Source organism: uncultured Roseibium sp. (assembly GCF_963675095.2).
Classification (GTDB): Bacteria; Pseudomonadota; Alphaproteobacteria; order Rhizobiales; family Stappiaceae; genus Roseibium.
The window spans coordinates 25075-49838 of sequence record NZ_CAXXSJ010000055.1; the positions used below are offsets into that span (position 1 = coordinate 25075).

Consider the following 24764-nt stretch of genomic DNA (forward strand, 5'->3'; position numbering starts at 1 on the left):
CGCCTATTCTGGGTCGGCAGGCTCCGGGCCGCCGACACCCTTGTAAATCGGGCTTGCTAGGTACTGCCTCAGGGCGAACCGCGCAAGTACACCGATCATGGCCGCAGCCGGAACGGCAATCAACATCCCCACGAAACCAAACAGATATCCAAAGGCAAACAGGGCGAACATGAGGGTCACGGGATGAAGCCCCGTCTTGTCGCCGATCAGATTCGGCTGGAGGATGTTGCCTTCCAGGAACTGCCCGACCGCAAAGACCGCCGCGACCATCAGGATCATCGTCCAGTCCGGCCAGAACTGGACCAGGGCGACACCGAGCGACACGATCAGTCCGAGACTTGCGCCGACGAACGGAATGAAGCTCACCAGCCCGGCGCCCATTCCGATCAGCAGGCCGAAATTCAGCCCGGTGAGAGCAAGGCCGAGTGCGTAAAACGTCCCCAGAATGACACAGACGGACACCTGGCCGCGGACGAAGCCGGAAACAACGTCATCCATTTCCCGCGCCAGATTGCGGATTTCCTCAAGATGATCCCGCGGCAGCCAGCCGTCGATGCGGGCGACCATGTGGTCCCAGTCCCGCAACAGGTAGAAGGCGACCACCGGCGTGATCACGAACAGCGACAGGATCGACAGAAGCGCCTGTCCGCCGCTCCAGACCTGCTTGGCGAGGCCACCGAGCCAGGAGGCGCCCTGCCCCATCAATTTGCCGAAGGACGACTGAAGATCTTCCGGGTTTATGCCTGTGAGGGCAACAAGCCGCTCGCCGAAATTCTGGGAAACCAGCTCATGCAACGATCGCACCAGATCCGGCAATTTCTCCAGAAAACCGGCGAGCTGGTTTCCAAGGACCGGCACGAGCAGGACGAAGAACAGGACAAGGACGAAGATGAAGGCGAGCAGAATGGTCAAGGTCGCCCAGAGGCGGCTGAAGCCCAGCGTTTCCAGCCGATCGCAGACCGGGTCGAGCAGATAGGCGACCGCCATTCCGGCAACGAAAGGCAGAAGGATCTGCGAGAAAACCGCCAGGAAGGCGATAAACACAATGAGGGAGACAGTCCAGAACCCCAATTGTCGGCGCAATGTCATCTTGGTTCCCCGCTTCCGGACGAAATGCAATCCCGGGTGATTGGGTTCAAAGGCATGAGTGCACTTAGCCTCAGTTAAATCGGCAAAACAAGGGCATGACCGCGCCATGATCGGCCCATACCATCGCGTAACCCTTGTTTTCGCCCGCGCCAGCCTGTATGCGCGGCACAAAGATTTTCAAGCGCCGCAGCACCGGAGTGCCGTCATGAGCCAGGAAGAACAGCCCCAAGCGACCAATGGTTTGACCTATGCCCAGGCGGGTGTCGATATCGATGCCGGCAATGAGCTGGTCCGCCGGATCAAGCCGCTGGTGAAAGCCACATCGCGGTCGGGTGCGGACAGCGACATCGGCGGCTTCGGCGGCCTGTTCGACCTGAAGGGCGCGGGCTTCAAGGATCCGATCCTGGTGGCGGCCAACGACGGGGTCGGAACCAAGCTGAAAATCGCCATCGACACCGGCCAGCACCGCACGGTCGGCATCGATCTGGTCGCCATGTGCGTCAACGATCTTGTCGTTCAGGGCGCCGAACCGCTGTTCTTCCTCGATTACTTCGCCTGCGGGGCGCTGGACGTGGACCAGGCGACCGATGTGGTGGCAGGCATCGCCGACGGCTGCAAGATGGCAGGCGCGGCGCTGATCGGTGGCGAGACCGCGGAAATGCCGGGCATGTATTCTGAAGGCGACTACGATCTTGCCGGCTTTTCCGTCGGTGCGGTGGAACGCGGCGCGATCCTGCCGCGCCGGGATGTCGGCGAAGGCGACGTGCTCCTGGGGCTTGCCTCTTCGGGTGTTCATTCCAACGGCTATTCCATGGTCCGCAAGATCGTCGAATTGTCCGGTATGACCTGGTCCGACTATGCCCCTTTTGACAAAGCGCAGACGCTGGGCGAAGCGCTGATGGCTCCGACGAAAATCTACGTGAAGCCGCTTCTGGCCGCGCTGAAGGCGTCGAACGGCATCAAGGCGCTCGCCCATATCACCGGCGGCGGCCTGCCGGAAAACCTGCCTCGTGTGCTGCCTGACGAAACCTCCGCGCGCATCGACCTGTCCGCGATTTCCGTTCCTCCGGTGTTTGACTGGCTGGCCAAGGCTGGCGGCGTTGCGGAGAAGGAAATGCTCAGGACGTTCAACTGCGGTGTCGGTATGGTCGTGGTCGTGTCGGCTGACGAGGCGGATACGGTGACCTCCGTGCTGGAGCAGGAAGGCGAGACCGTCTTCAGGATCGGCACCATCCAGGCCGCAGGCGCTCAGCCGGTTCTGTTCGATAACGCCCTAGGGCTTGGGAAATGACCGAACGGAAGAAAATCGCCGTTCTGATTTCCGGCCGGGGCAGCAACATGGCCTCGCTGATATCGGCGTGCATGGATCCCGCCTACCCGGCCGAAATCACTCTGGTAATTTCGAACAGGCCCGGAGCCGCCGGCCTCGAACGGGCTGCCGAATTCGGTATCGAAACGGCCACCGTCGACCACACGGAGTTTTCCCGGGACCGCGAAGCTTTCGAGCGGGTGCTCGATGAGAAGCTGAAGCAGCACGGCATCGAGTTCGTCGCGCTCGCCGGTTTCATGCGTCTGCTTTCCCCCTGGTTCGTCACCCAGTGGCGCGATCGGCTGATCAACATCCATCCGGCGCTGCTTCCGAGTTTCAAGGGCCTTCACACCCATGAGCGGGCGCTGGAGGAAGGGGTCAAGCTGCACGGCGCGACCGTCCATTTCGTTTCCGCGGAAATGGACGACGGTCCGATCATCATTCAGGGCGCCGTGCCGGTCCTGGACGGCGACACGCCGGACACCCTGGGAGCGCGCGTGCTCGCGGTGGAACACCAGATCTATCCAAAGGCGTTGGAGCTGGTTGCTTCGGGGCGGGCAAAGGTCAAGGATCAGCGCGTCGCAATTTCCGGGGAAGATGCCGATCTGGCCGACAGGACACTGATTGTCCCCTGACACCGCTCCTCCTCCTGTTCTAGGCTGTAGTGACAATTTAAGGAATTGGAGATTCCCAAAGGTCGACAAATCAGATTCAACACTGGCTTTTGGAGGCTGGTGTGGAAGGCGAGATACTTCGGGACGATCAATGGGAGCGGCTTCGGGAATTTGTTCCGGGTGGCCGGCAGGGGCGGCGCGGTCCGCGCAGTGACGGACGTCGTTTCTTTAATGCGATCTTATGGCTCGCTCGCTCAGGCGCCCGCTGGAAAGATTTGCCAGAGGACAGGTTCGGTCCCTATCAGACAGCCAAACGGCGTTACTATCGCTGGATTGAAGCTGGTGTCTTTGAGCGCATATTCGAGGCGATCGCCCGTGAGCCGGACATGGAGTGGCTGGCAATCGACGCGACCGTCATAAGAGCACATGCCCAAGCCGCGGGCGGAGCGCGCAAAAGGGGGGATCTGAAGCCCAGGCCCTTGGACGCTCCCGGGGCGGCTTTGGAACGAAGATCCACGCAGTAGTGGACGCACTGGGCTTACCGGTTCGCTTCGATATCGGGCCGGGACAACAAAATGACATGGCTCCCGCGTGCCGTCTCATGAGCGGTCTGCATGCACAGCAGGTTCTTGCGGATCGCGCCTATGACGCTGACAGTCTACATGATCTTATTCTTGAACAAGGCGGCGAGCCCATCATTCCGCCACGCCGCCATCGCAAGCATCAGCATCACTACGACCAAATCGCATACAAGAACCGGTGGGGAATAGAAGGCTACTTCGCCAAACTCAAGCAATGGCGCCGTATCGCTACGCGATACGATAAGCTCGCTGCAAATTTCATCGGCTTCATCAAGCTCGCAAGCATTATGCTCTGGCTTAAATAATTAAATTGTCACCACAGCCTAGGCTGTAGTGACAATTTAAGGAATTGGGGATTCCCAAAGGTCGACAAATCAGATTCAACACTGGCTTTTGGAGGCTGGTGTGGAAGGCGAGATACTTCGGGACGATCAATGGGAGCGGCTTCGGGAATTTGTTCCGGGTGGCCGGCAGGGGCGGCGCGGTCCGCGCAGTGACGGACGTCGTTTCTTTAATGCGATCTTATGGCTCGCTCGCTCAGGCGCCCGCTGGAAAGATTTGCCAGAGGACAGGTTCGGTCCCTATCAGACAGCCAAACGGCGTTACTATCGCTGGATTGAAGCTGGTGTCTTTGAGCGCATATTCGAGGCGATCGCCCGTGAGCCGGACATGGAGTGGCTGGCAATCGACGCGACCGTCATAAGAGCACATGCCCAAGCCGCGGGCGGAGCGCGCAAAAGGGGGGATCTGAAGCCCAGGCCCTTGGACGCTCCCGGGGCGGCTTTGGAACGAAGATCCACGCAGTAGTGGACGCACTGGGCTTACCGGTTCGCTTCGATATCGGGCCGGGACAACAAAATGACATGGCTCCCGCGTGCCGTCTCATGAGCGGTCTGCATGCACAGCAGGTTCTTGCGGATCGCGCCTATGACGCTGACAGTCTACATGATCTTATTCTTGAACAAGGCGGCGAGCCCGTCATTCCGCCACGCCGCCATCGCAAGCATCAGCATCACTACGACCAAATCGCATACAAGAACCGGTGGGGAATAGAAGGCTACTTCGCCAAACTCAAGCAATGGCGCCGTATCGCTACGCGATACGATAAGCTCGCTGCAAACTTCATCGGCTTCATCAAGCTCGCAAGCATTATGCTCTGGCTTAAATAATTAAATTGTCACCACAGCCTAAAGCTTTTTAGGCAATTTCCACCTCGTCAGGCGGTTCGCCATTTTGCGGGTTTCAAGTTATAGGTTTCCATTCCAGCACATCTGTTTCCGCCGCTTGTTCCAATCGCGACAACATGCCCACCAGTCACTTCCGAGCAGATATCCAGGGACTGCGGGCCATTTCAGCCCTGATGGTCGTGCTGTTTCATTTCGGCTTTCCTGGGCTGTCCGGCGGTTTCCTCGGCGTGGACATTTTCTTTGTCATTTCGGGATTTCTGATTACCCAGATCCTGCATCGCTCGGATCATTCCCTGACCGATTTACTCGTATTCCTGAGAAAACGTGTCTGGCGCCTGGCGCCTGCCCAGACCGCCGTCATCCTCGCCAGCCTCGTCTATGGCTATCTGTACCTGTTACCGGATGACTTCGATGAACTGGGCCAGGAAAACCTGTCGTCTCTGACCTTCTGGGCAAACATCTATTTCAACAACGATTCCGGCTACTTCGCCCGAGATGCCATCTACAGGCCGCTGCTGCATTTCTGGTCCCTCGGCGTCGAAGGGCAGTTCTACGTTCTCGCCGCGATTGCGTTCCTGTTCATCAACGTCATGTCGCAAAAGACGAAAAAAATCGGGTTCTGGGTCGTAGTTATTTTGAGTCTCGTGCTCGCGCAGGTATTGGCGTTCACCGATCCGAAAACGGCCTTCTACAATCCCCTGACCCGGCTTTGGGAATTCATGATCGGGGGATTTGCGGCCGCTTATCTTGCCCGGGAACGGATTGAAACCGAAAACGGGATTTTTTCGAGGCACAGAACAGTCCGGAGCGCCGGAAGCTTGTTCGACGTCCTGGCGTTGGCCACGATCCTGCTATTGCCTTTCGTCTATTCCGAGGGGCTGTCCTGGCCCATGCCTTTCGCCCTGGTTCCTTGTCTGGCCGCCGGCTGGCTGCTTCTCAACGCCAACCGCCCGGGTCTTACGCGCGCAGTGTTGTCTCATCCGGCGATGATCTTTCTGGGCAATCTATCCTACGCGCTCTATCTGGTTCACTGGCCGCTTATCGTGTTTGCCCGCTTTCACTACGGGCCGGAGATACCGCTCTCGGTCCAGGCTGCCCTTTTTCTGCTGACCATCGCGTTGTCGGCGGCGGTCTATTATTTGATCGAAAGCCCGTGCCGCGCCTTCGGTCGTCGCAGGTCAGCCTTCCCGCATCTGATTGGCGCCGGCGTTCTGGCGTGCATTCTCGGCCTGGGCCTGTACGTTCACATTCAGGACGGGCTTCCCGACCGGTTCCCGAAATCCATTTTGGCGGAATTGGAGAAACCCGGTTTGCCCCCTCCCTCCCTGCGTGATATCTGCGATGAACCGAAGCTGGCTTTTGCCTGTCCGGAGCGGGTTCCCAGTCTCGCCGGCACGACGGTCGCGATTTGGGGCGATTCCCATGCAATGGCGCTTGATGGACCTTTGGCGCAGTGGCTTGAGGCAAACGCGGCCTCATTCGCTTCTTTCACCCACGACAGCTGCCCGCCCATGGCCGACGTCTATTTGAAAAGCAGCCTGCTTTCCCCCCCGAAGCAAAAATGCCTCCCCTATGGCCGTCCCACTCTTGAAAGGCTCTTGGGAGACGAGAGCGTCCAAATCGTCGTTCTGACCGCGAGATGGGCCAACTACATCACCGGGCATGTCTTCGATAAGGACGCTGCCGGAACCATCTATCTGGCCTCTTCTCCCTGGGAAGTCCCATCCCTCGATCGCAATCAGGCCCTTTTTCAAAACAGCCTTGAGAATACGATTTCTCAGTTGCAGGCTGCCGACAAGCAAGTCGTGCTGATCGGCTCGGTGCCGGAGTTGAACTTCGACGGCATCAGATGCTTTAACCGCTCGCGCCTGCAGGAAGCTGATGTAAGTGCTTGCGCCATCAGCAAAGACCGGGTGGATGCACGCCTGCAGTCGACCCGGCAAATCTTCGCCGGGCTTCAGGCAGAGTTCCCCGATCTGCTTGTGATCGACCCGGCGCCGTTATTCTGCTCGGGCTCCGCGTGCCGATCGGTGCTTGAGGGGCGGAATGTCTATCGGGACGACAATCATCTCAACGATCTCGGAGCATTTGCGGTCGTAAAGGACCTGTCTCAGGCACTGAACACACGGCAAGGCCGCGACTAGGCCATCAAGCGAAGCCTGGACGACCACGGATCAAACCTTCTGCACCCAAACGGCCGTGTCGTGGAAGGCGGCGCCGCCATAGGGTGCCGCCGGATCGGCGCCGGTGAGCGTGTTGATCCCCTTGCCGTCGGGAAAGGCCTCGTTCGGCCAGATGCCTTCGGAGATCACAGTGCCCGGCGTCAGGCCTTCCACATAGCGCGCGTGGAGCGTGACGATCCCCCGGTTGTTGCCCATCTCCACCAGATCGCCGTCATCGATGCCATGGTCTTCCGCATCGGCCTGCAACATCCAGACCTCAGGCCGCTTTTCCTTCTTCTGGGAGCTCTCAGTCTCGTTGAAGGTGGAATTCAGGAAAGACCGCGCGGGTGCGGTCACAAGCCGGAACGGATGACGTTCGCTGGCGTGTTCCAGGTATTCCCAGTGGTCGGGCAGTTCGGGCATGGTCGTCCAGGGGCCGAGCGGGCCGATCGGTGACTTGTTCGGCGACGGGGACCGGCCCCAGTCGGGCCGGAAATGGAACTTGCCGTCCGCATGGGCGAAGCCGTTTAGGTAATGGGCGCTTTCGAAATCCGGCTGCAGATCGATCCAGCGGTTTTCCTCCAACTCTTCAAGCGTGCCGTAACCGGAGTTCCGCAGCATCCAGTCGATGTGCTCGCGCGCCGTCATGTGGAAGCCCGGATGCTGATCGGCGCCGAGGCGTTTTGCGAGCTCGTTCAGGACAAACAGGTTTTCGCGCGGACCTTCCGGCCCCTCCGTGACCTTGGGACCGAGCATCAGATACTGGTGCCCGCCACCCTTGTAGATGTCGTCGTGTTCAAGGAACTGGGTCGCCGGCAGAACCACGTCGGCCATCTTCGCCGTCTCTGTCATGAACTGCTCGTGGACGCAGACAAACAGATCCTCGCGCGCGAAGCCCTTCTTGACCAGTTCCTGTTCCGGCGCGACGGAGACCGGATTGGTGTTCTGGATCAGCATGGCAGTGACCGGTGGTCCGTCGTGCAAGGCGTCCTCGTCTCCGGTCAGCACCCGGCCGATCAGGGACTGGTCCAGAAACCGGGTCTCCGGACGGCGCAGTTCGGGCGCCTCGATCATGGACTTGTTGAGTTCGTAGATCGCGCCGTTGTTGTGAAAGACGCCACCGCCTTCATATTGCCAGCAGCCGGTTACCGCTCCGATGGACGCAGCCGCATGCATGGAAACGGCACCGTTGCGCGCGCGGGTAAAGCCGTAGCCGAGCCGGAAATAGGTGCGTTTCACCTCGCCGATCAGCCGGGCGACCTCTTCGATCTGGGTTGCCTGCAGCCCGGTGATCCTGGCGGCCCATTCCGGGGTCTTGGTCTGGAGATGCGCCTCGAGGTCCGCCGGACAATCCGTGTATTTTTCCAGGTAGGCCCGATCCGCATGTCCGTCGCGAAAGAGCACATGCATGATCGCGCAGGCCAGGGCAGCATCGGTACCGGGATTCAGAACCAGGCCGACATCTGCCTGTTTCATGGTTTCGGTGTTGTAGACGTCGATGACGATGATCCGGGCACCGCGTTTCTTGCGGGCCGTGATCGCATGGGTCATGACATTGACCTGGGTCGCGACCGGATTGGTGCCCCAGATGACAACCTGATCGGAGACGGCCATTTCCCGCGGATCCGGACCGGCCAGCTTGCCCGTTCCGGCTACGATACCGCTCCAGGCATTGTTGGTGCAGATGGTATCGAACTGGAGCGAGTAGCCCTTGGCGTGGCGGAAGCGATGGATGGAATCGCGCTGTACCTGCCCCATGGTACCGGCATAGTGATAGGGCCAGACGGTTTGCGGCCCGTATTCGGCTTCCGCTGCCAGGAACTTTTCGGCAACCAGATCGAGCGCTTCGTCCCAGGAGATTTCCTCAAACCGGCCTTCGCCCTTGGCACCGACCCGGCGCAGCGGCTTCAACAACCGGTCCGGGTGGTAGAGACGCTCGGAATAGCGGGCGACCTTGGCGCAGATAACGCCGGCCGTATACGCGTTTCCGGACGCGCCGCGCAGACGTCCGATCCTGCCGTCATTCAGGACCTCCACATCAAGGGCGCAGGTTGACGGACAATCGTGCGGGCAGGCGGAAAACGCACCAGAAGGCTGGTGTTTGGTCATATCGGGTCTTTCTCGCAATCGCCGGTTTACAAACCGGACCCGCGAGTCTGATCAACAAAGGGGCGCTGTCAAGCGCCCCTCGCCATTGAATGGTTCTGACAACAGTTCCGGTCCTCAGGTCCCGCTACAGGGACTATGCCCCCCCGGGCCGCCGGCACGTGGCCCGCGACCGGAGCCTTGGCCGGGGCCGAAACCCGGGCCTTGTCCAGCGCCGGGCCGTTGCCCGAACAGGCCACCGCCCTGTGGCGGCGGACCGCCGGCCTGGGGTCCGGGCCGACCTCCCGGACCTCCCCTGCCCTTGAGGCGCATGAAGGACCTGTCGGGGGTTCCCATCCAACAGCGCGGAATGAAGGGAAAGGTATCCGTCAGGACATACTGGTAGGTGCCCTTCGGATATTCGGGGGTGACGGCAAAGCGGCCGTTGCAATGGTCGAGATCGCCGCGGCCTTCCGCGTAGGTCCAGTCCTGGGTGAACTTGCCGTCGTAGCTTCCGCCCGGACCGTCGGGACGGGTTCCGCTCCTGATCACATAACTGCTTTTCAGCTTTGTCATCGCGGAAGGACGTTTCGGGTCGCTGTAGCCATAGGGGCCGTAGATGGGAAAGCCGTCGGCGGCATAGCCAAGGAGTGCCGGAACGCTCTTGCCGCCTTCGGATGCCAGAACACCGGTTGGAATACCGTGATAGTGATAGGTGCCGTCCGGTTGGACATGGGCGTTGAATTTGTCCAGGCCCAGCCGGCAGGCGCCGCCCATTGCCTCGTAGTTCCAACCGGACCGGCGGTCGTTCTGCCAGAATTCCGCCGTGCCGGGATCCATCACGACGCCGTTGACGGCAATACCGAATACGGCAGGACCGGTCGGTGTGGCCCGGCCTGTCTTCTTCGGGTTTACCGGCACACGCAGCTGATAGTTTTTCTTGGAAATCCGGTTCGGATTACCGGAATTGGGAAACTGGCCCGGCGCCTTGATCGGGTATCCGTTGGCGTGGATATAGCGATAGGCTCCCTCGACTGTGATTGTCGCGGCGGCATCAGCCGGCGGGATCATCAGATCCCAGACGGACTCCGAAAGGGACTTTTCCTCGACAGGATGTTCTCCGGCAAGCTTGTGACTTCCGTCATGGGCCTGGGCCGCTGTTGTCAGAACCGTTCCCAGGACGGCAAGTGTCTTGCGCATAGGGTCTTCTCCCAAAATTTCTCCGAGCCCCCGACGCCTGCAACCGTGCCTTCTAACCCCTTGTAATCCTATCGAAAAACTGTCCGAAAGTGTATCAGAACGTAACAGGGCCGACCCTTTCGGGCCGGCCCTGCCAAATCGAAAATGACGGATCGCCGGTTAGCCGACGATGTCGCAGCCGGCGAACCAGAAGGCGATTTCTTCCGCTGCGGTTTCCGGTGCGTCGGAACCGTGAACCGAGTTTTCGCCGATGGAAAGGGCGAATTCCTTGCGGATGGTGCCTTCGGCTGCATCGGCCGGATTGGTGGCGCCCATCACTTCACGGTTCTTGGCGATCGCGTCTTCACCTTCCAGAACCTGAACGACGGTCGGGCCGGACGACATGAACTCGGTCAGTTCGCCGAAGAACGGACGCTCTTTATGAACCGCGTAGAAAGCTTCGGCCTGGCGCAGGGACATCCATACGCGGCGGGAAGCGACGACGCGCAGGCCGGCTTCTTCCAGCTTGGCGGTAATGGCGCCCGTCAGGTTGCGCTTGGTGGCATCCGGCTTGATCATCGAAAAGGTGCGTTCAATCGCCATGGGTTCGGTCTTTCTCGTTTGTCTGCTGCCACTGGCAGCTCTATCCGGCCTGCGCGGGATGGCGCAATGCACCGGCTGTGAAAATCGCGCTTCTAATAGCTTTGCGCCGTTTTCCATGCAAGGGGGCCAAGCGATGACATTTTCATGTCAGGCGACCGCATATCGATTTCGCCCCTGTCAGATGATCACGAAGTGGCAGATACCCCGGCATTCTATCCGTCACGGTATACTGATTTTTACCGGTAATGTTACTTTTACCCGCCGACTTTCAACTAACAGTAGATTATGCAAGACACGCACTTGCAAAATACGGTTGAATCCTCGTAAATCACACCACTGCGAACAATGCATACATTTCGTGATGCATAAGGGAGTGTGTTCGTGAAAGCCGTATTGAACATGATGATGGAATACAATCGCTGGGCAAACGAACGCCTTTTTGCCGATTGTGAACGGGTCACAGAAGAGATCTACCACCGCGATCTGAAAACCGAATACGGTTCGATCCACAAGACGCTTGACCACATTCTGCTGGTCGATCTGTTGTGGCTGGACCGTTTCGCCGGTGCAGGCGACAAGTACCCTTCGTTTGACCAAACGATCACCGACACTTTCAAAGAGCTCAAGGACCGCCGGCAAACGACCGATGAAGACCTGAGCCGGTTCTGCCAGGAAAGCACCGAGGTCGGACTGACCCGGATGGTTCAATTCAAAACCGTCCTCGATCCGGCGACGATAGAACAGCCGGTGGGTGGTGCCATCATTCTGCTGTTCCACCATCAAAGTCACTACCGGGCGCAGGCTCAGGCTCTTCTCAGCATGCAGGGTTACGAGCCGCAGATGCTCAACCTCATGTATTTCCAGCGGCAGACCGGCCTTGGACTGATGGGGTGAGATCAACGCGACGCCAGGCTTAAGCTTTTGATGGATATCGGCTTCCGGGCAGGCTAATTTATGCCCGCCTACAGCCGTTTCGGTCTGCGGGAGAGTCAGTCGGAGAGTGTGTCATGGCGGGTCGGCTCTGTTGGAGTGTCCGTTCGTCCCCATCATCGGATGCAGCACCGCGGAAGGGCTTCGAACGCCTGTCGCGTGCCATTCCATCTGCCGCAATTGCCGTCTGCGCCCTGATCTCCTGTTGTCTGGTCGCGATTGGTCCCGCGCAGGCAGCCGGCAATCTGGATTCCCGACTGGAACGTCTGCAAACCGACGACCTGGAGGATCTGTTCGGCTTCGTCGCCGGCAATGTGCTGTTCGCGCTCTATCATGAAGGCGGCCACATGCTGGTGTCCGAACTTGGTCTCCCGGTGCCGGATCAGGAAGAAGACGCGATCGACGATCTGGCGACCGTGACCATGCTTTCCGTGAAGGACGCGGACATGGACCTGTGGCTTTCCAATGCCATGATCGGCTGGTTCCTGATTGCCGACGGAAAGGCTGCTACGCTTCCTTTTTACACTGAACACAATCTCGACCTGCAGCGGGGTTATCGGATGCTCTGCCTCATGGTCGGCACCGACGAGGGCTCCTTCGGCCAGCTTGCAACCGACCTGGGGCTGCCGGCAGAAAGCAGGACGGGATGCACGAACGCATCCCAGGAAGCCTGGCAATCCTGGCAGCAGGCGATCGGCAGCCGTTTGCGCGACAGCAACAAGCCAGCGGGCAAGATTTCGATCTATTACCGCAGGGTTCCTCCCGATCTTGCATCCATGGAAATCTTCCTGAAGGAAAGCGGGCTCCTGGAACTGGTCGCCCAGAATTTCGACACGCTTTACGCCCTGCCCGACAAGGTGACCTTTACCGCCAGGCCCTGCGGCGAGGGAAATGCCTATTGGGATCCGGGCAAGCGCGAGTTGACCCTCTGCTACGAACTGATGGCCGGATTTACGGAAATCTATCTGGATCAGGTGGCAAACGACAGATAACGCGTGTGAGGGCTTGAAAGCACGGCCAAGCTCCGCCAAACATCGCTCCCATGTTACAGATTTCCGACCTTACCTACCGGATCGGCGGCCGGCTCCTGATCGACCAGGCCAGCGTCACCCTCCCCGCCCGTTCCAAGACCGGGCTCGTGGGGCGCAACGGCGCGGGCAAGTCGACGCTGTTCAAGCTGATCACCGGCGATTTGTCCTCCGAATCCGGATCGATCCATATCCCGAAATCGGCCCGCATCGGTCAGGTGGCGCAGGAAGCCCCCGGCACCGAGGACAGCCTGCTCGACGTTGTGCTGGCCGCCGACACGGAACGTACGCGCCTGCTCGCGGAAGCCGAAACGGAAACCGATCCGGCACGCATTGCCGATATACACACACGGCTTGCCGATATCGGCAGCCATACGGCGGAAGCGCGCGCGGGCGCGATCCTCTCCGGCCTTGGCTTCGATGCGGAGGCGCAGAAGCGCCCCTGCTCCGCCTTTTCCGGCGGCTGGCGCATGCGTGTCGCGCTCGCCGCGGTTCTCTTTTCCGAGCCGGATCTCCTGCTTCTCGACGAGCCGACCAACTATCTCGACCTGGAAGGGACGCTCTGGCTGGAGAACTACGTTTCCCGTTATCCACACCAGGTGGTACTGATCTCCCACGACCGCGACCTGCTCAACAATGCGGTCGACAGTATCGCCCATCTGGACCGGGGCAAGCTGACCTTCTACCGGGGGGGCTATGACAGCTTCGACCGCCAGCGGCGGGAAAAGATGATCCTGCAGCAGAAGGCGAAGGAAAAGCAGGACGAGCAGCGCAAGCACATGCAGGCGTTCGTCGACCGGTTTCGTGCCAAGGCGACCAAGGCACGTCAGGCGCAGTCGCGGCTGAAGATGTTGGAGAAGATGGAGCCGATTGCCGCGCTCACCGAAGAAAGCAGCTTTCCGATCCACTTCCCCGATCCGGAGGGCCGCCTGGCGCCGCCGATCCTGAAACTTGAAAACGTCTCCACCGGCTATGCCGGCAAGGAGATCCTGAGGCGGCTCACGCTTAATATCGATACCGACGACAGGATTGCCCTGCTCGGCGCCAACGGCAACGGCAAGTCGACCTTCGCCAAGCTCATCTCCGGACGCCTTGATGCCATGGGCGGCGAGATCACCAAGGCGACGAAACTCAAGATTGCCTTCTTTGCCCAGCACCAGCTCGACGAATTGCGCCCGGCGGAGAACGCCGTCGAACACGTCCGCCGCCTGATGTCTCAGGCTCCGGAAGCCCAGGTGCGCGCCCGGGTCGCCCGTTTCGGTCTGCCGACCGACCGGATGGACACGCCGGCGAAAGACCTCTCGGGCGGTGAAAAGGCGCGGCTTCTGCTCGGCCTTGCCACCTTCGACGGACCGAACCTGCTCATCCTCGACGAGCCGACCAACCATCTCGACATCGACAGCCGCGAAGCGCTTATCCTCGCACTCAACGAGTTCCAGGGCGCCGTCGTTCTGATTTCCCACGACCGCCACCTGGTGGAAGCCTGCGCCGACCGGCTCTGGCTCGTCGCCGACGGAGGCGTGGCACCCTACGACGGGGATATGGAAGATTACCGCCGCCTGATCCTGCAGGGACCGGACGCGGCGAAAAAGGCCCGCAAGGAAGAGGAAGACGACAAGGGGTCCGCCCAGGAGCGCCGCCGGGAAGCTGCCGAAAAACGTCACCTTCTGAAACCGCTTCGCCAGAAAATCGACGCGGCGGAAAAGGAAATGTCACGTCTCCAGGACAAGATCGTCAAACTGGATGAAGCCCTCGCCGATCCCGAATTCTTTGTCCGCGAACCGGACCGGGCCACCAAATTCGCCAAGGAACGGGCCTATTGCGAAAAGAAGCTCGTCAAGACGGAAGAGGAGTGGCTGGAGCTTTCCGCCGAGTACGAAGAAGCGAGCTGAACGGAGGTCTTTATGAGCGTCGTTTCGACACTGGACACGATCGGTTTCGATGCCGACGACACACTCTGGCACAATGAAACCGTCTTCAAGCTGACGGAGGACCGCTTTGCTGGGCTGCTCGCCGACTACGCCGACAAGTCGCACCTGGCAGAACGCCTGCTTGACGCCGAGCGACGCAACGTCACGCACTATGGCTACGGCATCAAGGGGTTCATGCTCTCGATGATCGAGACGGCGCTTGAGGTCACAGACCAAAAAGTGCCGGCCTCCGTCATCAACGAAATTCTGGACGCCGGCAAGGAGATGCTGTCCCATCCGGTGGAACCCCTGCCCCATGTTCGCGAAACGCTCGAAGCGGTCGCGGGCGACTACCGCCTGGTGCTGATCACCAAGGGCGATTTGTTTGACCAGGAGCGCAAGATCGCGGCTTCCGGTCTTGCGGATTATTTCAACGCCATCGAGGTGGTTAGCGAGAAGTCCGCCGACACGTATCAAACGCTGTTCTCGCGCCATGGCACAGGCGCCCGGAATGCCCTGATGATCGGCAATTCCCTGAAATCCGATATCCTGCCCGCGCTTGAAGCCGGCAGCATCGGCGTGCACGTGCCTTATCAGATCACCTGGGGGCTTGAGCACGCGGAGGAGCCCGCGCAGCACGACCGGTTTCATCGGATCGATCACATCGGCAAGCTGCTCCAGTTGCTGGAAAGGCTGGGCTAGGCTGCCGCCATATTGGGAGGAAACATGTCCGGAGAAACTCCTGTTCGTGTCGAAAAGAACGGACCGGTCACGACCGTCATCCTGTCCCGGCCCCACGCCCGCAATGCGGTCGACGATGACACGGCCAACCGCCTGTACGAGGCGTTTCTGGCGTTCGACAACGACCCGCAAGCCTCCGTCGCCGTCTTTTGGGGAGAAGGAGGCGCCTTTTGCGCGGGCTACGACCTGAAGGCGGCAACCGCGCTGACACAGGAAAAGCCGTTCGGGGACCTGGATATTCCCCGAAACTGGTCCGGTGGCCGGGGCGACGATATCGCCAAGGGACCGATGGGGCCGAGCCGGCTCTCCCTCTACAAGCCGGTCATCGCAGCCATCTCCGGCCCGGCCGTTGCCGGCGGAATGGAACTGGCGTTGTGGTGCGACATGCGCGTCATGGAGGAAAGCGCCTATATGGGCGTCTACTGCCGCCGCTGGGGTGTGCCGCTGGTGGATGGCGGCACCATCCGCCTGCCGAGGCTGGTCGGCATGGGACGGGCCATGGACCTGATCCTGACCGGCCGCAAGGTCGAGGCGGACGAGGCCCAGCGCATCGGCCTGTGTGAGCGTGTCGTCGCGAACGGCACCGCCCGGCAATCCGCGGAGGAACTCGCCGCAGAGATCGCCCGTTTTCCGCAAGGCTGCCTGCGCGCCGACCGGGCCTCGGCACTGGACGGCTTCGACCTGCCGCTCAACGAGGCCCTGATCCGGGAATGGCAAAACCGTGAGATCTTCGAACAGGAAGGCCTGGCCGGCGCGAGCCGGTTCTCCGGTGGCGCCGGACGGGGCGGAAAGCTCGAGGACTGCTAGTCCTTCCTCTCGACCGGCCCGCCCTTCTCCTCCCAGGTGGAAAAGCCTTCCTTGATGTGGGAACAGTCGAAACCCATTTCCTTCAGGGCAACCGCCGTCAGGGCGGAGCGCCAGCCGGAACCGCAATAAAGCACGAAGGTCTTGTCCTGGCCGAAAACCTCCTTGTAATAGGGGCTTTCCGGATCGACCCAGAATTCGGCCATGCCGCGCGGGCAGTGAAAGCTGCCGGGAATGAACCCGGTGCGCTGGCGTTCGCGGACATCCCGCAGATCGACCATGACCACGTCCGGGTTGCCGACCATTTCGATGGCATCCGGCGTTTCGATTTCCTCGACCTGGGTCCTTGCCCGCGCCACCAGATCCGCCGACGAGATTTTCAATTTCGCCATGATCGTTTCCTCCCCTCCCTGACTGTCGTTCGTCCAGTTTCTCTACGCCGGTTTCCGGAACAATGCCAATACATGCGGGATGGTCCGGTCCGGGCGCTCCACGTTGTAATAATCCTCACCGATCAGCGTCAGCCCATGTTCGGTAAAGCGGAGCCACTCCGACGGCATCAAGGGCCAGGGCGGCCCTTTGGCATCGCTTCCCTCGTCCCGGCTTCTCGAGATCATCAAAAAGCGCCCGCCAGGGGCGATCAGGTCGGCCAGAACGCCGATGGCATCATGGCGCATGGGGTCCTTCAGGGCCTGCAGTGTGTAGCACTCGTGAACCAGATCGAATTTGGCTTTCCAGGCATCCGGAAGCGCAAAAAGGTCGGCCGCCTGATAATCCACCGTGCTTTCGGGAAAGCGCGTCTTTGCCCAATCGATCGCCTCAGGCGCAAGATCGAAAGCGGTTGTGCGGTAACCGGCACTTGCCAGCGCTTCCGCGTTGTCGCCCAGACCACAGGCGATATCGAGGGCGTTCTCCCCGTTTCCGGGATTGCGGGCAAGCCAGTCGACCAGCGCCTTCTTGGGAGCAAGATCCGCCCAGGGAACGGCCGCCGGATCGCCGCCGGCTTCCCGGTAGACCGCCCGGAACCAGATCTGGCGATCTTGCGCATCGCCGCCGTCGGCGCCCGTCAGCCTGTCGAGCCGCTCACGCGCGGCATCACGCCGTGCCAGAAACTCCGCAGACTTCAACTCCGCAGACTTCGGGTCACCGATCTCACTCATGCCTTGCGCTCCCATCCGCCGGATGCGGTCTGCTGCCAGTAAGTTACTTCGAACCCCTCCGCTTTCGCCTCCTTCCAGCGCAGACGCGCCTCGGCGATCGCTTCCTGATCCCGTCCGTCGAACATATAGACAGCCCGCCTGTAACCTCCAAGTGACGGCGGATCGGCGCGATCCACAAGAAAACGGACATCCGCCTCATTCGGGTTGTCCTGAGTGGGTGTCAGGAAGATCGGCTGATGTTCCGCATACCCATCGTCAGCGGTTCCATGCGGCAGAAAGCTGTCGTCGGCAAACGTCCACAGATGGGCATCGAGCGCCCGGCAACGTTCCAGGGACCCGGTCTGCACCACAACCTTCCAGTCTCTTTCGAGGCACTTCAGCAACAGCTTCGGCAAGGCCTGCTCGAGGGGTTGCTCGGTCAGATGGTAGAACAGGACTTCAACACTCATTAGAACAGCACTCGCACCGTTTTTGCGGCTGTGGCCGTCGACAGGCTGATGCACTCCGGCAACACCTTGCCGTTAGTGTCGAGGTCATCCTGTCACGACCATGGACTTCCATTTCGACTCGTATCATTAACGCTTCGAAAATGTCGATTGGCTACTAATGTGGCCGGGAAGCCTTGGCTCCACATGATTTGGGGTAGGGACAGACCGGCACGGGGGCCGGATCTGACGCAACGGGGGATTTGATGCTAGGACGCGTCGTTGTATTTTTCGCACTCGTTTTCGCCATTGCCGGCGCGACAGCCGGCATGGGTTTGATCGTGACTGAACAGGCTACCGCCTGCCAGGCCTACAAGACCTGCTGAAGACGGACGGTTTCATTATTCAGCCCGCGAGGGCATCGTAACAAAAACCCGCCGATCCGGCGGGTTTTTGCACGTCTAGGGCCTATCGACATTCAGGTTTCGTAGAAGGACGATACCAGCCGGTCGAGCAGACGCACACCGTAGCCGGAGGCCCAGCCCTGGTTGATCTCGTTTTTCGGCGAACCGAACGCAGTGCCGGCAATGTCGAGGTGCGCCCAAGGCATGTCGTTGGCGAAACGCTGCAGAAACTGGGCGGCCGTGATCGAACCGGCCCACCGACCGCCCGTGTTCTTCACATCCGCGTTGGGGGTGTCGATCAGCTTGTCATAATCGGGGCTCAGGGGCATGCGCCACACCGCTTCGCCGGTCGCATCCGCCGCGGACTTCAGTTTGTCCGCCAGATCGTCATTGTTGGAATAAAGGCCGGCGTTATGATTGCCGAGCGCAACGATGACCGCGCCGGTGAGCGTTGCCAGATCGATCATGAAAGACGGTTTGAACCGGTCCTGCGTGTACCACATGGCATCCGCAAGGACGAGCCGGCCTTCCGCATCCGTGTTGAGGATCTCGATCGTAGTACCGGACATGGCCTTGACGATGTCGCCAGGGCGCTGCGCGTTGCCGTCGGGCATGTTTTCCACCAGACCGATCACGCCGACCACATTCGCCTTGGCCTTCCGGGCGGCCAATGCGTGCATCAGGCCGGTTACGGCGGCCGCACCGCCCATGTCCCCCTTCATCTCTTCCATGCCGGCGGCCGGCTTGATGGAAATACCGCCGGTATCGAAAACGACGCCCTTGCCGACGAAGGCGAGTGGTGCCTCGTTCTTCTTGCCGCCGTTCCACCGCATGATGACGAGACGCGGCGGCCGGGTCGCACCCTGGGACACGCCCAGGAGGGCTGCCATTTTCAGCTTCTTCATTTCCTTTTCGCCGAGGATCTCGATCTCGACCCCGAGCTTCTTCAGCGCCGCGGCCTTGTCGGCAAACTCCACCGGTCCAAGCGCATTCGGCGGTTCGTTGACCAGGTCACGGGCCAGATACACACCGTCTGAAATACCCTCCGCGGCCGCCCACGCCTTTTTCACCGGTTTGGGGTCGGATACGGCGATCTGCAGCTTCAGCACGGACGGTTCGCTGTCGTCGTCCGCCTTCTTGGTCTTGTAGGTGTCGAACTTGTAGGCGCGCAGCTTTGTCCCCATGGCGAAAGCCGCCGCTGCGTCCGCGGAAAGATCGCCCTCACCGGCAAGCTCCGCGAGAACCGTGGCATCGGATGCCTTTGCGCTATCGAGGGCGCCCATGACCGTGCCGCCAAGTTTCAGCCAGTCCTGTTCGCCGAGCTCCTCAGGCTTGCCGAGACCGACCACGATCAGACGGTCCACATCGAGACCTGCAGGCGCGATCAGGTCGAGCGTGGAGGATTTCTTGCCGGTAAACTTGGCAACGCCTGCAGCACGTTCGAGACCGGCGGTCATATTATTGAGGAATTCTGCCGTCATGGCTCCCAGGCCGAGCCCCTCGGTGGCGAAAACGACGGCAACACCGTTCTTGGGCGCTGCCAGTTTGATGAAGGATATTTTTGTTTGCTTGGTCATATGCCTATTCCGGTCAGGATCCTGAGGTCCGCTTGCCCGGAGGATATTCTCCGGTCCGCGAGAGTTGTGCGAATGATGGCGCGCGGCATCCCGCTCGACAAGCGGTGTGAAAAATTATTCTTCGTTAACCATTCTTGTTTGTGGGCTGTTCACCAAAAATCGTGCTATTCGATAGGGTGACGATGGTTAAGGTACCACCTCCCTCACCGCACCTGCCGTCGCCTGGAAGGATACACACCGTAAGCGTATGAAAATACTGGAAAAATATATCATACGGCGTGCCTTCTATGCCTTTGCCATGACCCTTATCGCCATGACCGGCGTGGTCTGGGCAACCCAGGCCCTCAGACAGCTCGACCTTGTGACATCCAAGGGACAGACCATTATCCAGTTCATATCGATCACGATGCTGGCCATGCCGTTCCTGATCGTGATCGTCGCACCGTTCGCCCTGATGATCGCGCTGATCCTGGTCCTGAACGCCCTTTCCGGCGACAGCGAACTGATCGTGATCGATGCGACCGGAGGCTCGCGGTTTCTCGTGCTGAAACCGGTGCTGATCTTCGCCGCGGCCATCATGGCGCTGGTAGCGTTCAACTCGCTTTATCTCTCCCCTATGGGATTGGCAAAGCTGCGCAGCGAAATCACCCGCGTCAGAGCCGATCTCGTTGCCAATATCGTCAAGCCCGGGCGCTTCATCTCCGTGGAAGACGGCCTGACCTTCCATATCCGGAACCGGTCGGGCAACGGAACTCTCGACGGGTTGCTCCTGCATGATACGCGTGATGCGGATACGGCCTTTACCTATCAGGCCGAGACGGGCGAGATCGTGGAAGCCGCAAACAAGACGCTGCTCGTCATGCGCAACGGCACGATCCAGCGCCGGCCCAAGAACCAGGGCGACATTTCGATCGTGCGTTTCGAATCCTACGCATTCGATCTGTCCAATCTCATTCCCGAGGCTTCGCAGCCGGTCTACAAGGCGAGCGAACGATCCACCGCGAACCTGATGGCCCCGGCGCGCAACGACGCCTATGCACTGCAAAACCCGGAGAAGCTGCAAACCGAACTCTATGATCGTTTCAGCCAACCTCTCTACAGCCTCGCCTTCGGTGTGATTGTGTTCGCCTTCCTCGGCAAGGCTCGGACAACCAGGCAAAACCGGAGTGTTTCGGTCCTCGGTGCGATCGCCGCATGTGTCGGCCTAAGAACGGCCGGATTTGGAGTTACTTCCATGGCCGACGGCAATATCGGTGTGCTGGCGCTGCTTTTCCTCGTGCCGTTGATGGGGATTGCCATCGCATCCTGGTTCATCTTCAGGGAACAGGCCGGGCCAGCACCGAAATGGCTGACCCATCGGACGGAACAGCTGTCCGCTCTCATCGAGCGCATCGCCGAACGTCTCAGCGGCCGCAATATGCGTGGAGCATCCTGATCCATGCTTCTCGGCCGCACCCTTGCCCTCTATTTTTCCGGGCGCTTCCTGAAAGCCATCGTGGGTCTGTTCCTGCTTGCGGCGGTTCTGATCTTTCTGTTCGACGTCCTGGAACTCGTCCGCCGGGGAAGCGACCGGGAGGGCTTCTCCGTGCTTCGCGTAAGCCTGATTTCCCTGTTGCGTGTCCCCCTGCTCCTGGAACAGGTTATCCCCTTCGCGGTCCTGTTCGGGTCGATCGCGGCCTTTGTCAGCCTGAGCCGGGCGCTCGAACTGGTCGTGACCCGGGCATCGGGCATATCCGTCTGGCAGTTTTCGATGCCTGCCCTGGTCGTCGGCATCGGGATCGGCATCTTTTCCGTCACCGTCTACAATCCTGCCGCCGTATGGCTGCAGCGGAAATCGGACGAGGTCGCGACCGGCCTGTTCGGCTCCGAGCAGAATTTCCTGATGCAAACCACCAACCAGGTGTGGATCCGCCAGGACGGTCTGGACGGAGAATCCGTGCTTCTGGCCAAACAACTGCTGGATGGCGGCACCCGTCTCCTGGGAGTGACGATCTTCGCCTTCGACCATCAGGGCACTTTCCAGGAGCGCGTGGAGGCCGATGAGGCGGAACTCGGCAAGCAAATCTGGTATCTGAAGAACGCGACCGTCTACACGACCGAGCGCGACCCCCAGCAATATGCCACCTTCCAGATCAGCACCTTCCTGAGCGCTACCCAGGTACGTGAGAGCATCGGCTCACCCGAATCGATATCCTTCTGGAACCTGCCTCAGTTCATCGACCTGGCGCAAAACGCCGGTTTGCCTGCCTATCGATATGCCTTGCAATATCAAACCCTTCTAGCCCGTCCCCTACTTTTGGCGGCCATGATTCTCATTGCGGCGGCGGTTTCTTTGCGTGTTTCTCGATTTGGCGGGCTGGGCGGACTGATTCTGGGTGGAATCATTGCCGGCTTCGTGCTTTACGTTCTATCGGAGCTTTCGAAGGACTTCGGCGGTGCAGGAATCGTACCGCCGGTCGTTGCTGCGTGGGCGCCTGGAATATTTGGAGTACTCATGGGACTGACGATCCTGTTGCATCAGGAAGATGGATGAAGTGCGCGTGACAGGTTCTTCATTCCTCCTGAAAACAGACGAGCGGGGCAACGTGCGTGGATTTAATTCCGCAGCGCGCGGTCTTCTGTTCTCTGTTGTTGCAGCTGTATCTTGCACCAGCCTGACCCTGCCGGCCCTCGGCCAGCAAAGCCTGGATTCCGAGCTGCAGGCGCAGATCAATCCCGATGCGGAAATGCTTCTGGAATCCGACCAGATCACCTACGATTTCGACCGTGACGTGATCGTCGCTTCAGGCGGCGTCCAGATTTTTTATGACGGCTACACGGTCGATGCCCAGCAGATCGTTTTCGACCGGCGCAAAGGCGAGCTGAAGGCACGCGGCGACGTGGTCATGACCGAACCGACCGGTAATGTGGTGAGGACGAACGAACTCACCTTGTCGGAGGACTTCGCCAACGGTTTCGCGAATGCCCTGCAGCTCGACACGCCGCAACGGACCCGCTTTATCGCGGACAAGGCGACCCGTGCCGACGGCAATGTCACGACGTTCGAGAACGGCCTCTATACGGTCTATACCCGTCCGGCGAATCCGCCGAACAAGCCGCCGCTCTGGCGGATCCGCGCCGCGAAGATCATTCACGACCAGAAAGAGCGCGTCATCTACTATGAAAACGCCTCGCTGGAATTCTTCGGCGCTCCGGTCGCGTATCTGCCTTACATGTCGATGCCCGATCCGACGGTCAAACGCAAAAGCGGCTTTCTCATCCCCACGGGGGTGGTGAACGACCGTCTCGGCTTCGGCGCCTCGGTGCCCTACTACTGGGCGCTCGACCCCCATTACGACCTGACCACCACCTTGACCCCGCTGACCAAGCAGGGCGTCGTTGGAGATTTCAAGTTCCGCCATCAGCTGGCCAACGGCGCCTACACGTTCTCCGCGGCCGGCCTGTTTCAGGCGCAGCCAAGCGCGTTTTCCGGCTCAAGCGGCGACCGGCGCTGGCGCGGCGCCATCAACACCACGGGTCAATTCAACCTGAACGAAAACTGGAAAGCAGGCTGGAACCTGACCTACAAGAGCGACCGCGCCTTCCTGCAGGACTATTCCTTCGTCAGCTTCAACGACAACGAAACATCCGAGCTTTATCTGAGCGGCAACACGCTGCGGAACGGGTTCAGCGTCAAGGGATACGCGTTTTCGATCAATCAGGAAGATTATACCAACCCGACCTATGACGCGCCGGGCTTCTCGCCGATTGGACAATCGCTGCAGGACAAGCAACCGTTCGTGGCTCCGGTCGTCGACTATGATTATGTCTTCGATGATCCGATCGGGGGCGGAGAGCTATCCTTCAACGGCAACTTCACGTCCCTCACCCGGGCCAAGACGGACGCATTCCGCGTGAACAATGTCGACCGTTTCCGCGGCGTGGACGGTACCTTCTCGCGAATGAGCATGCAGACCAACTGGCGCCGGACCTTTATCGATCCGATCGGCCAGTCGTTCACCCCGTTTGCCTATGTGCGGGGCGATCTGTTCTTCAATGCATCCGCCGACCCGAATGTGAACGCGCTCACCGGAGATGCCGTTGCCGGCCGGGCCATGCCGGCGGCCGGTCTGGAATACCGTTATCCCTTCATCGCGACTTTCCAGGGCGGCAACCAGATCCTCGAACCCGTCGCACAGGTGATCGTCCGCCCGAACGAACAGCGTATCGGCGAGCTTCCGAACGAAGATGCGCAGAGCATCGTGTTCGACTCCACAACGCTGTTCGAGTGGGACAAGTTTTCCGGATTTGACCGTGCCGAAGGCGGTTCCCGCCTGAACGTCGGGCTGAATTACAAGCTTCAGCTGGACGAGGGCTACTACATGAGTGCCCTGTTCGGCCGGTCCTACCAGCTGAGCGGCAAGAACTCATACTCCACGCCGGATATCCTCGGCGCGACACTGGATTCCGGCCTGGCCTCCAGCCAGTCGGATTATGTGAGCAGTCTGTACCTGAATACCAATCACGGGATCCGCGTCGGCGCGCAGGCCCGCCTGGACGAAGACGACCTCTCGTTCCGCCGCTTCCAGGCTCAGGCAACGGCGCGTTATGGCCCCCTGTCGTCCTCGCTCGCCTATGCCTTTCTCAGCGCGCAGCCGAACCTCGGAATTCCGGATCCACGCGAAGAAGTCCTGAGTTCGGCGAGCCTTCGGCTCGAGGACAATTGGCGGGTGTTCGGCCTGTTGCGCTACGACCTTGAAAATTCGGATGTCGTCCAGGACGGGATCGGGGCCGGCTATGATGACGAGGGCTTCTCGCTTTCACTTTCTTATGCGGAAGACCGCAGCCGTAACGATGGCGATAAGGTGAATCGGACCTTCTACATGCGTATCGGCCTAAGAACGATCGGCAACACCCAGATCTCGAGTGGTCTTTCAGACTAGGCCATTCTCCCGCAAGATATTCGAAAACGGTCATTTTAAGCCATTTTACCGCCA

Annotated in this window: 21 protein-coding genes; 13 read left to right on the top strand and 8 right to left on the bottom strand. The window is 60.1% G+C overall.

All coding sequences use genetic code 11. The features are described 5' to 3' along the window. Positions 1-3: 3 nt before the first annotated feature. A complete protein-coding gene (locus ABIN98_RS20160) occupies positions 4-1089 on the bottom strand; it encodes an AI-2E family transporter (protein WP_346912482.1) in 1086 nt (361 codons plus the stop codon). 205 nt (positions 1090-1294) lie between these two features. Here ABIN98_RS20160 and purM point away from each other — a divergent pair, with 205 nt between their 5' ends. The 5 genes from purM to ABIN98_RS20185 all read left to right on the top strand — a co-directional run bounded on the left by purM (position 1295) and on the right by ABIN98_RS20185 (position 6924). Then, complete coding sequence (gene purM, locus ABIN98_RS20165) at positions 1295-2380, top strand: phosphoribosylformylglycinamidine cyclo-ligase (RefSeq protein ID WP_346912484.1); 1086 nt, start codon at positions 1295-1297, stop codon at positions 2378-2380. Continuing rightward, on the top strand, positions 2377-3033 hold the full coding sequence (gene purN, locus ABIN98_RS20170) for a phosphoribosylglycinamide formyltransferase (RefSeq protein ID WP_346912486.1): 657 nt from the start codon (positions 2377-2379) through the stop codon (positions 3031-3033). Before purM ends, purN begins: the two co-directional genes overlap by 4 nt. 101 nt (positions 3034-3134) lie before the next feature. Next, a protein-coding gene (locus tag ABIN98_RS20175) for an IS5 family transposase (protein ID WP_346907107.1) occupies positions 3135-3898 on the top strand; the annotation gives its coding sequence in 2 pieces (ribosomal slippage) (positions 3135-3465 and positions 3465-3898; 765 coding nt in all). A 100-nt stretch (positions 3899-3998) separates the two neighbouring features. Next, positions 3999-4762 (top strand): IS5 family transposase gene (locus ABIN98_RS20180; RefSeq protein ID WP_346909186.1). Its coding sequence is split into 2 segments (ribosomal slippage): positions 3999-4329 and positions 4329-4762, totalling 765 coding nucleotides; the frame shifts between segments, so codons are not numbered across the junction. Positions 4763-4896: 134 nt separating this feature from the next. Continuing rightward, positions 4897-6924, top strand: coding sequence for an acyltransferase family protein (locus ABIN98_RS20185; RefSeq protein WP_346912488.1), 2028 nt, complete (start codon positions 4897-4899; stop codon positions 6922-6924). A 30-nt stretch (positions 6925-6954) separates the two neighbouring features. Here the strand turns inward: ABIN98_RS20185 and ABIN98_RS20190 are convergent, their stop codons facing one another. From ABIN98_RS20190 to ndk, 3 genes are all read right to left on the bottom strand, one after another. Beyond that, the gene (locus ABIN98_RS20190; RefSeq protein WP_346912490.1) at positions 6955-9051 is read right to left on the bottom strand and encodes a molybdopterin oxidoreductase family protein; all 2097 of its coding nucleotides are present in this window, start codon (positions 9049-9051) and stop codon (positions 6955-6957) included. 114 nt (positions 9052-9165) lie between these two features. After that, a complete protein-coding gene (locus ABIN98_RS20195; protein WP_346912492.1) occupies positions 9166-10227 on the bottom strand; it encodes a YHYH protein in 1062 nt (353 codons plus the stop codon). Between the two features lie 159 nt (positions 10228-10386). Continuing rightward, positions 10387-10809 (bottom strand): nucleoside-diphosphate kinase, encoded by a 423-nt coding sequence (ndk, locus tag ABIN98_RS20200; protein ID WP_346912494.1) that lies wholly within the window; start codon positions 10807-10809, stop codon positions 10387-10389. A 381-nt stretch (positions 10810-11190) separates the two neighbouring features. On the opposite strand from ndk, the gene ABIN98_RS20205 reads away from it, so the two are divergent. From ABIN98_RS20205 to ABIN98_RS20225, 5 genes are all read left to right on the top strand, one after another. Next, on the top strand, positions 11191-11703 hold the full coding sequence (locus tag ABIN98_RS20205) for a DinB family protein (protein ID WP_346912496.1): 513 nt from the start codon (positions 11191-11193) through the stop codon (positions 11701-11703). A gap of 113 nt (positions 11704-11816) precedes the next feature. Continuing rightward, positions 11817-12731 carry a DUF4344 domain-containing metallopeptidase gene (locus ABIN98_RS20210; protein WP_346912498.1) on the top strand — a complete coding sequence of 305 codons (915 nt, stop codon included), beginning with the start codon at positions 11817-11819 and terminating at the stop codon, positions 12729-12731. Between the two features lie 50 nt (positions 12732-12781). Then, on the top strand, positions 12782-14659 hold the full coding sequence (locus ABIN98_RS20215; protein WP_346912500.1) for an ABC-F family ATP-binding cassette domain-containing protein: 1878 nt from the start codon (positions 12782-12784) through the stop codon (positions 14657-14659). A 12-nt stretch (positions 14660-14671) separates the two neighbouring features. Further along, positions 14672-15379 (top strand): HAD family hydrolase, encoded by a 708-nt coding sequence (locus ABIN98_RS20220; RefSeq protein ID WP_346912502.1) that lies wholly within the window; start codon positions 14672-14674, stop codon positions 15377-15379. Between the two features lie 24 nt (positions 15380-15403). After that, positions 15404-16225 carry a crotonase/enoyl-CoA hydratase family protein gene (locus ABIN98_RS20225; RefSeq protein WP_346912504.1) on the top strand — a complete coding sequence of 274 codons (822 nt, stop codon included), beginning with the start codon at positions 15404-15406 and terminating at the stop codon, positions 16223-16225. On the opposite strand, the gene ABIN98_RS20230 is transcribed toward ABIN98_RS20225, so the two are convergent. From ABIN98_RS20230 to ABIN98_RS20245, 4 genes are all read right to left on the bottom strand, one after another. Continuing rightward, on the bottom strand, positions 16222-16614 hold the full coding sequence (locus ABIN98_RS20230) for a rhodanese-like domain-containing protein (protein WP_346912506.1): 393 nt from the start codon (positions 16612-16614) through the stop codon (positions 16222-16224). The two genes, ABIN98_RS20225 and ABIN98_RS20230, sit on opposite strands and share 4 nt — an antisense overlap. A 42-nt stretch (positions 16615-16656) precedes the next feature. Further along, positions 16657-17382: a class I SAM-dependent methyltransferase gene (locus ABIN98_RS20235; RefSeq protein ID WP_346912508.1), complete on the bottom strand. Its 726-nt coding sequence runs from the start codon at positions 17380-17382 to the stop codon at positions 16657-16659. After that, positions 17379-17831 carry a DNA polymerase III subunit chi gene (locus tag ABIN98_RS20240; protein WP_346912510.1) on the bottom strand — a complete coding sequence of 151 codons (453 nt, stop codon included), beginning with the start codon at positions 17829-17831 and terminating at the stop codon, positions 17379-17381. Before ABIN98_RS20240 ends, ABIN98_RS20235 begins: the two co-directional genes overlap by 4 nt. 454 nt (positions 17832-18285) lie before the next feature. Further along, positions 18286-19788, bottom strand: a complete 1503-nt coding sequence (locus ABIN98_RS20245) for a leucyl aminopeptidase (RefSeq protein WP_346912512.1) — start codon at positions 19786-19788, stop codon at positions 18286-18288. Between the two features lie 247 nt (positions 19789-20035). Between ABIN98_RS20245 and lptF the strand changes: the two genes are divergently transcribed. Genes lptF through ABIN98_RS20260 form a run of 3 tightly spaced genes read left to right on the top strand, consistent with a single transcriptional unit; the run spans position 20036 to position 24710 of the window. Next, positions 20036-21223 (top strand): LPS export ABC transporter permease LptF, encoded by a 1188-nt coding sequence (gene lptF, locus ABIN98_RS20250; protein WP_346912514.1) that lies wholly within the window; start codon positions 20036-20038, stop codon positions 21221-21223. Between the two features lie 3 nt (positions 21224-21226). Beyond that, the gene (lptG, locus tag ABIN98_RS20255; protein ID WP_346912516.1) at positions 21227-22321 is read left to right on the top strand and encodes an LPS export ABC transporter permease LptG; all 1095 of its coding nucleotides are present in this window, start codon (positions 21227-21229) and stop codon (positions 22319-22321) included. Between the two features lie 7 nt (positions 22322-22328). Next, the gene (locus ABIN98_RS20260; RefSeq protein ID WP_346912518.1) at positions 22329-24710 is read left to right on the top strand and encodes an LPS-assembly protein LptD; all 2382 of its coding nucleotides are present in this window, start codon (positions 22329-22331) and stop codon (positions 24708-24710) included. Positions 24711-24764 lie beyond the last annotated feature (54 nt).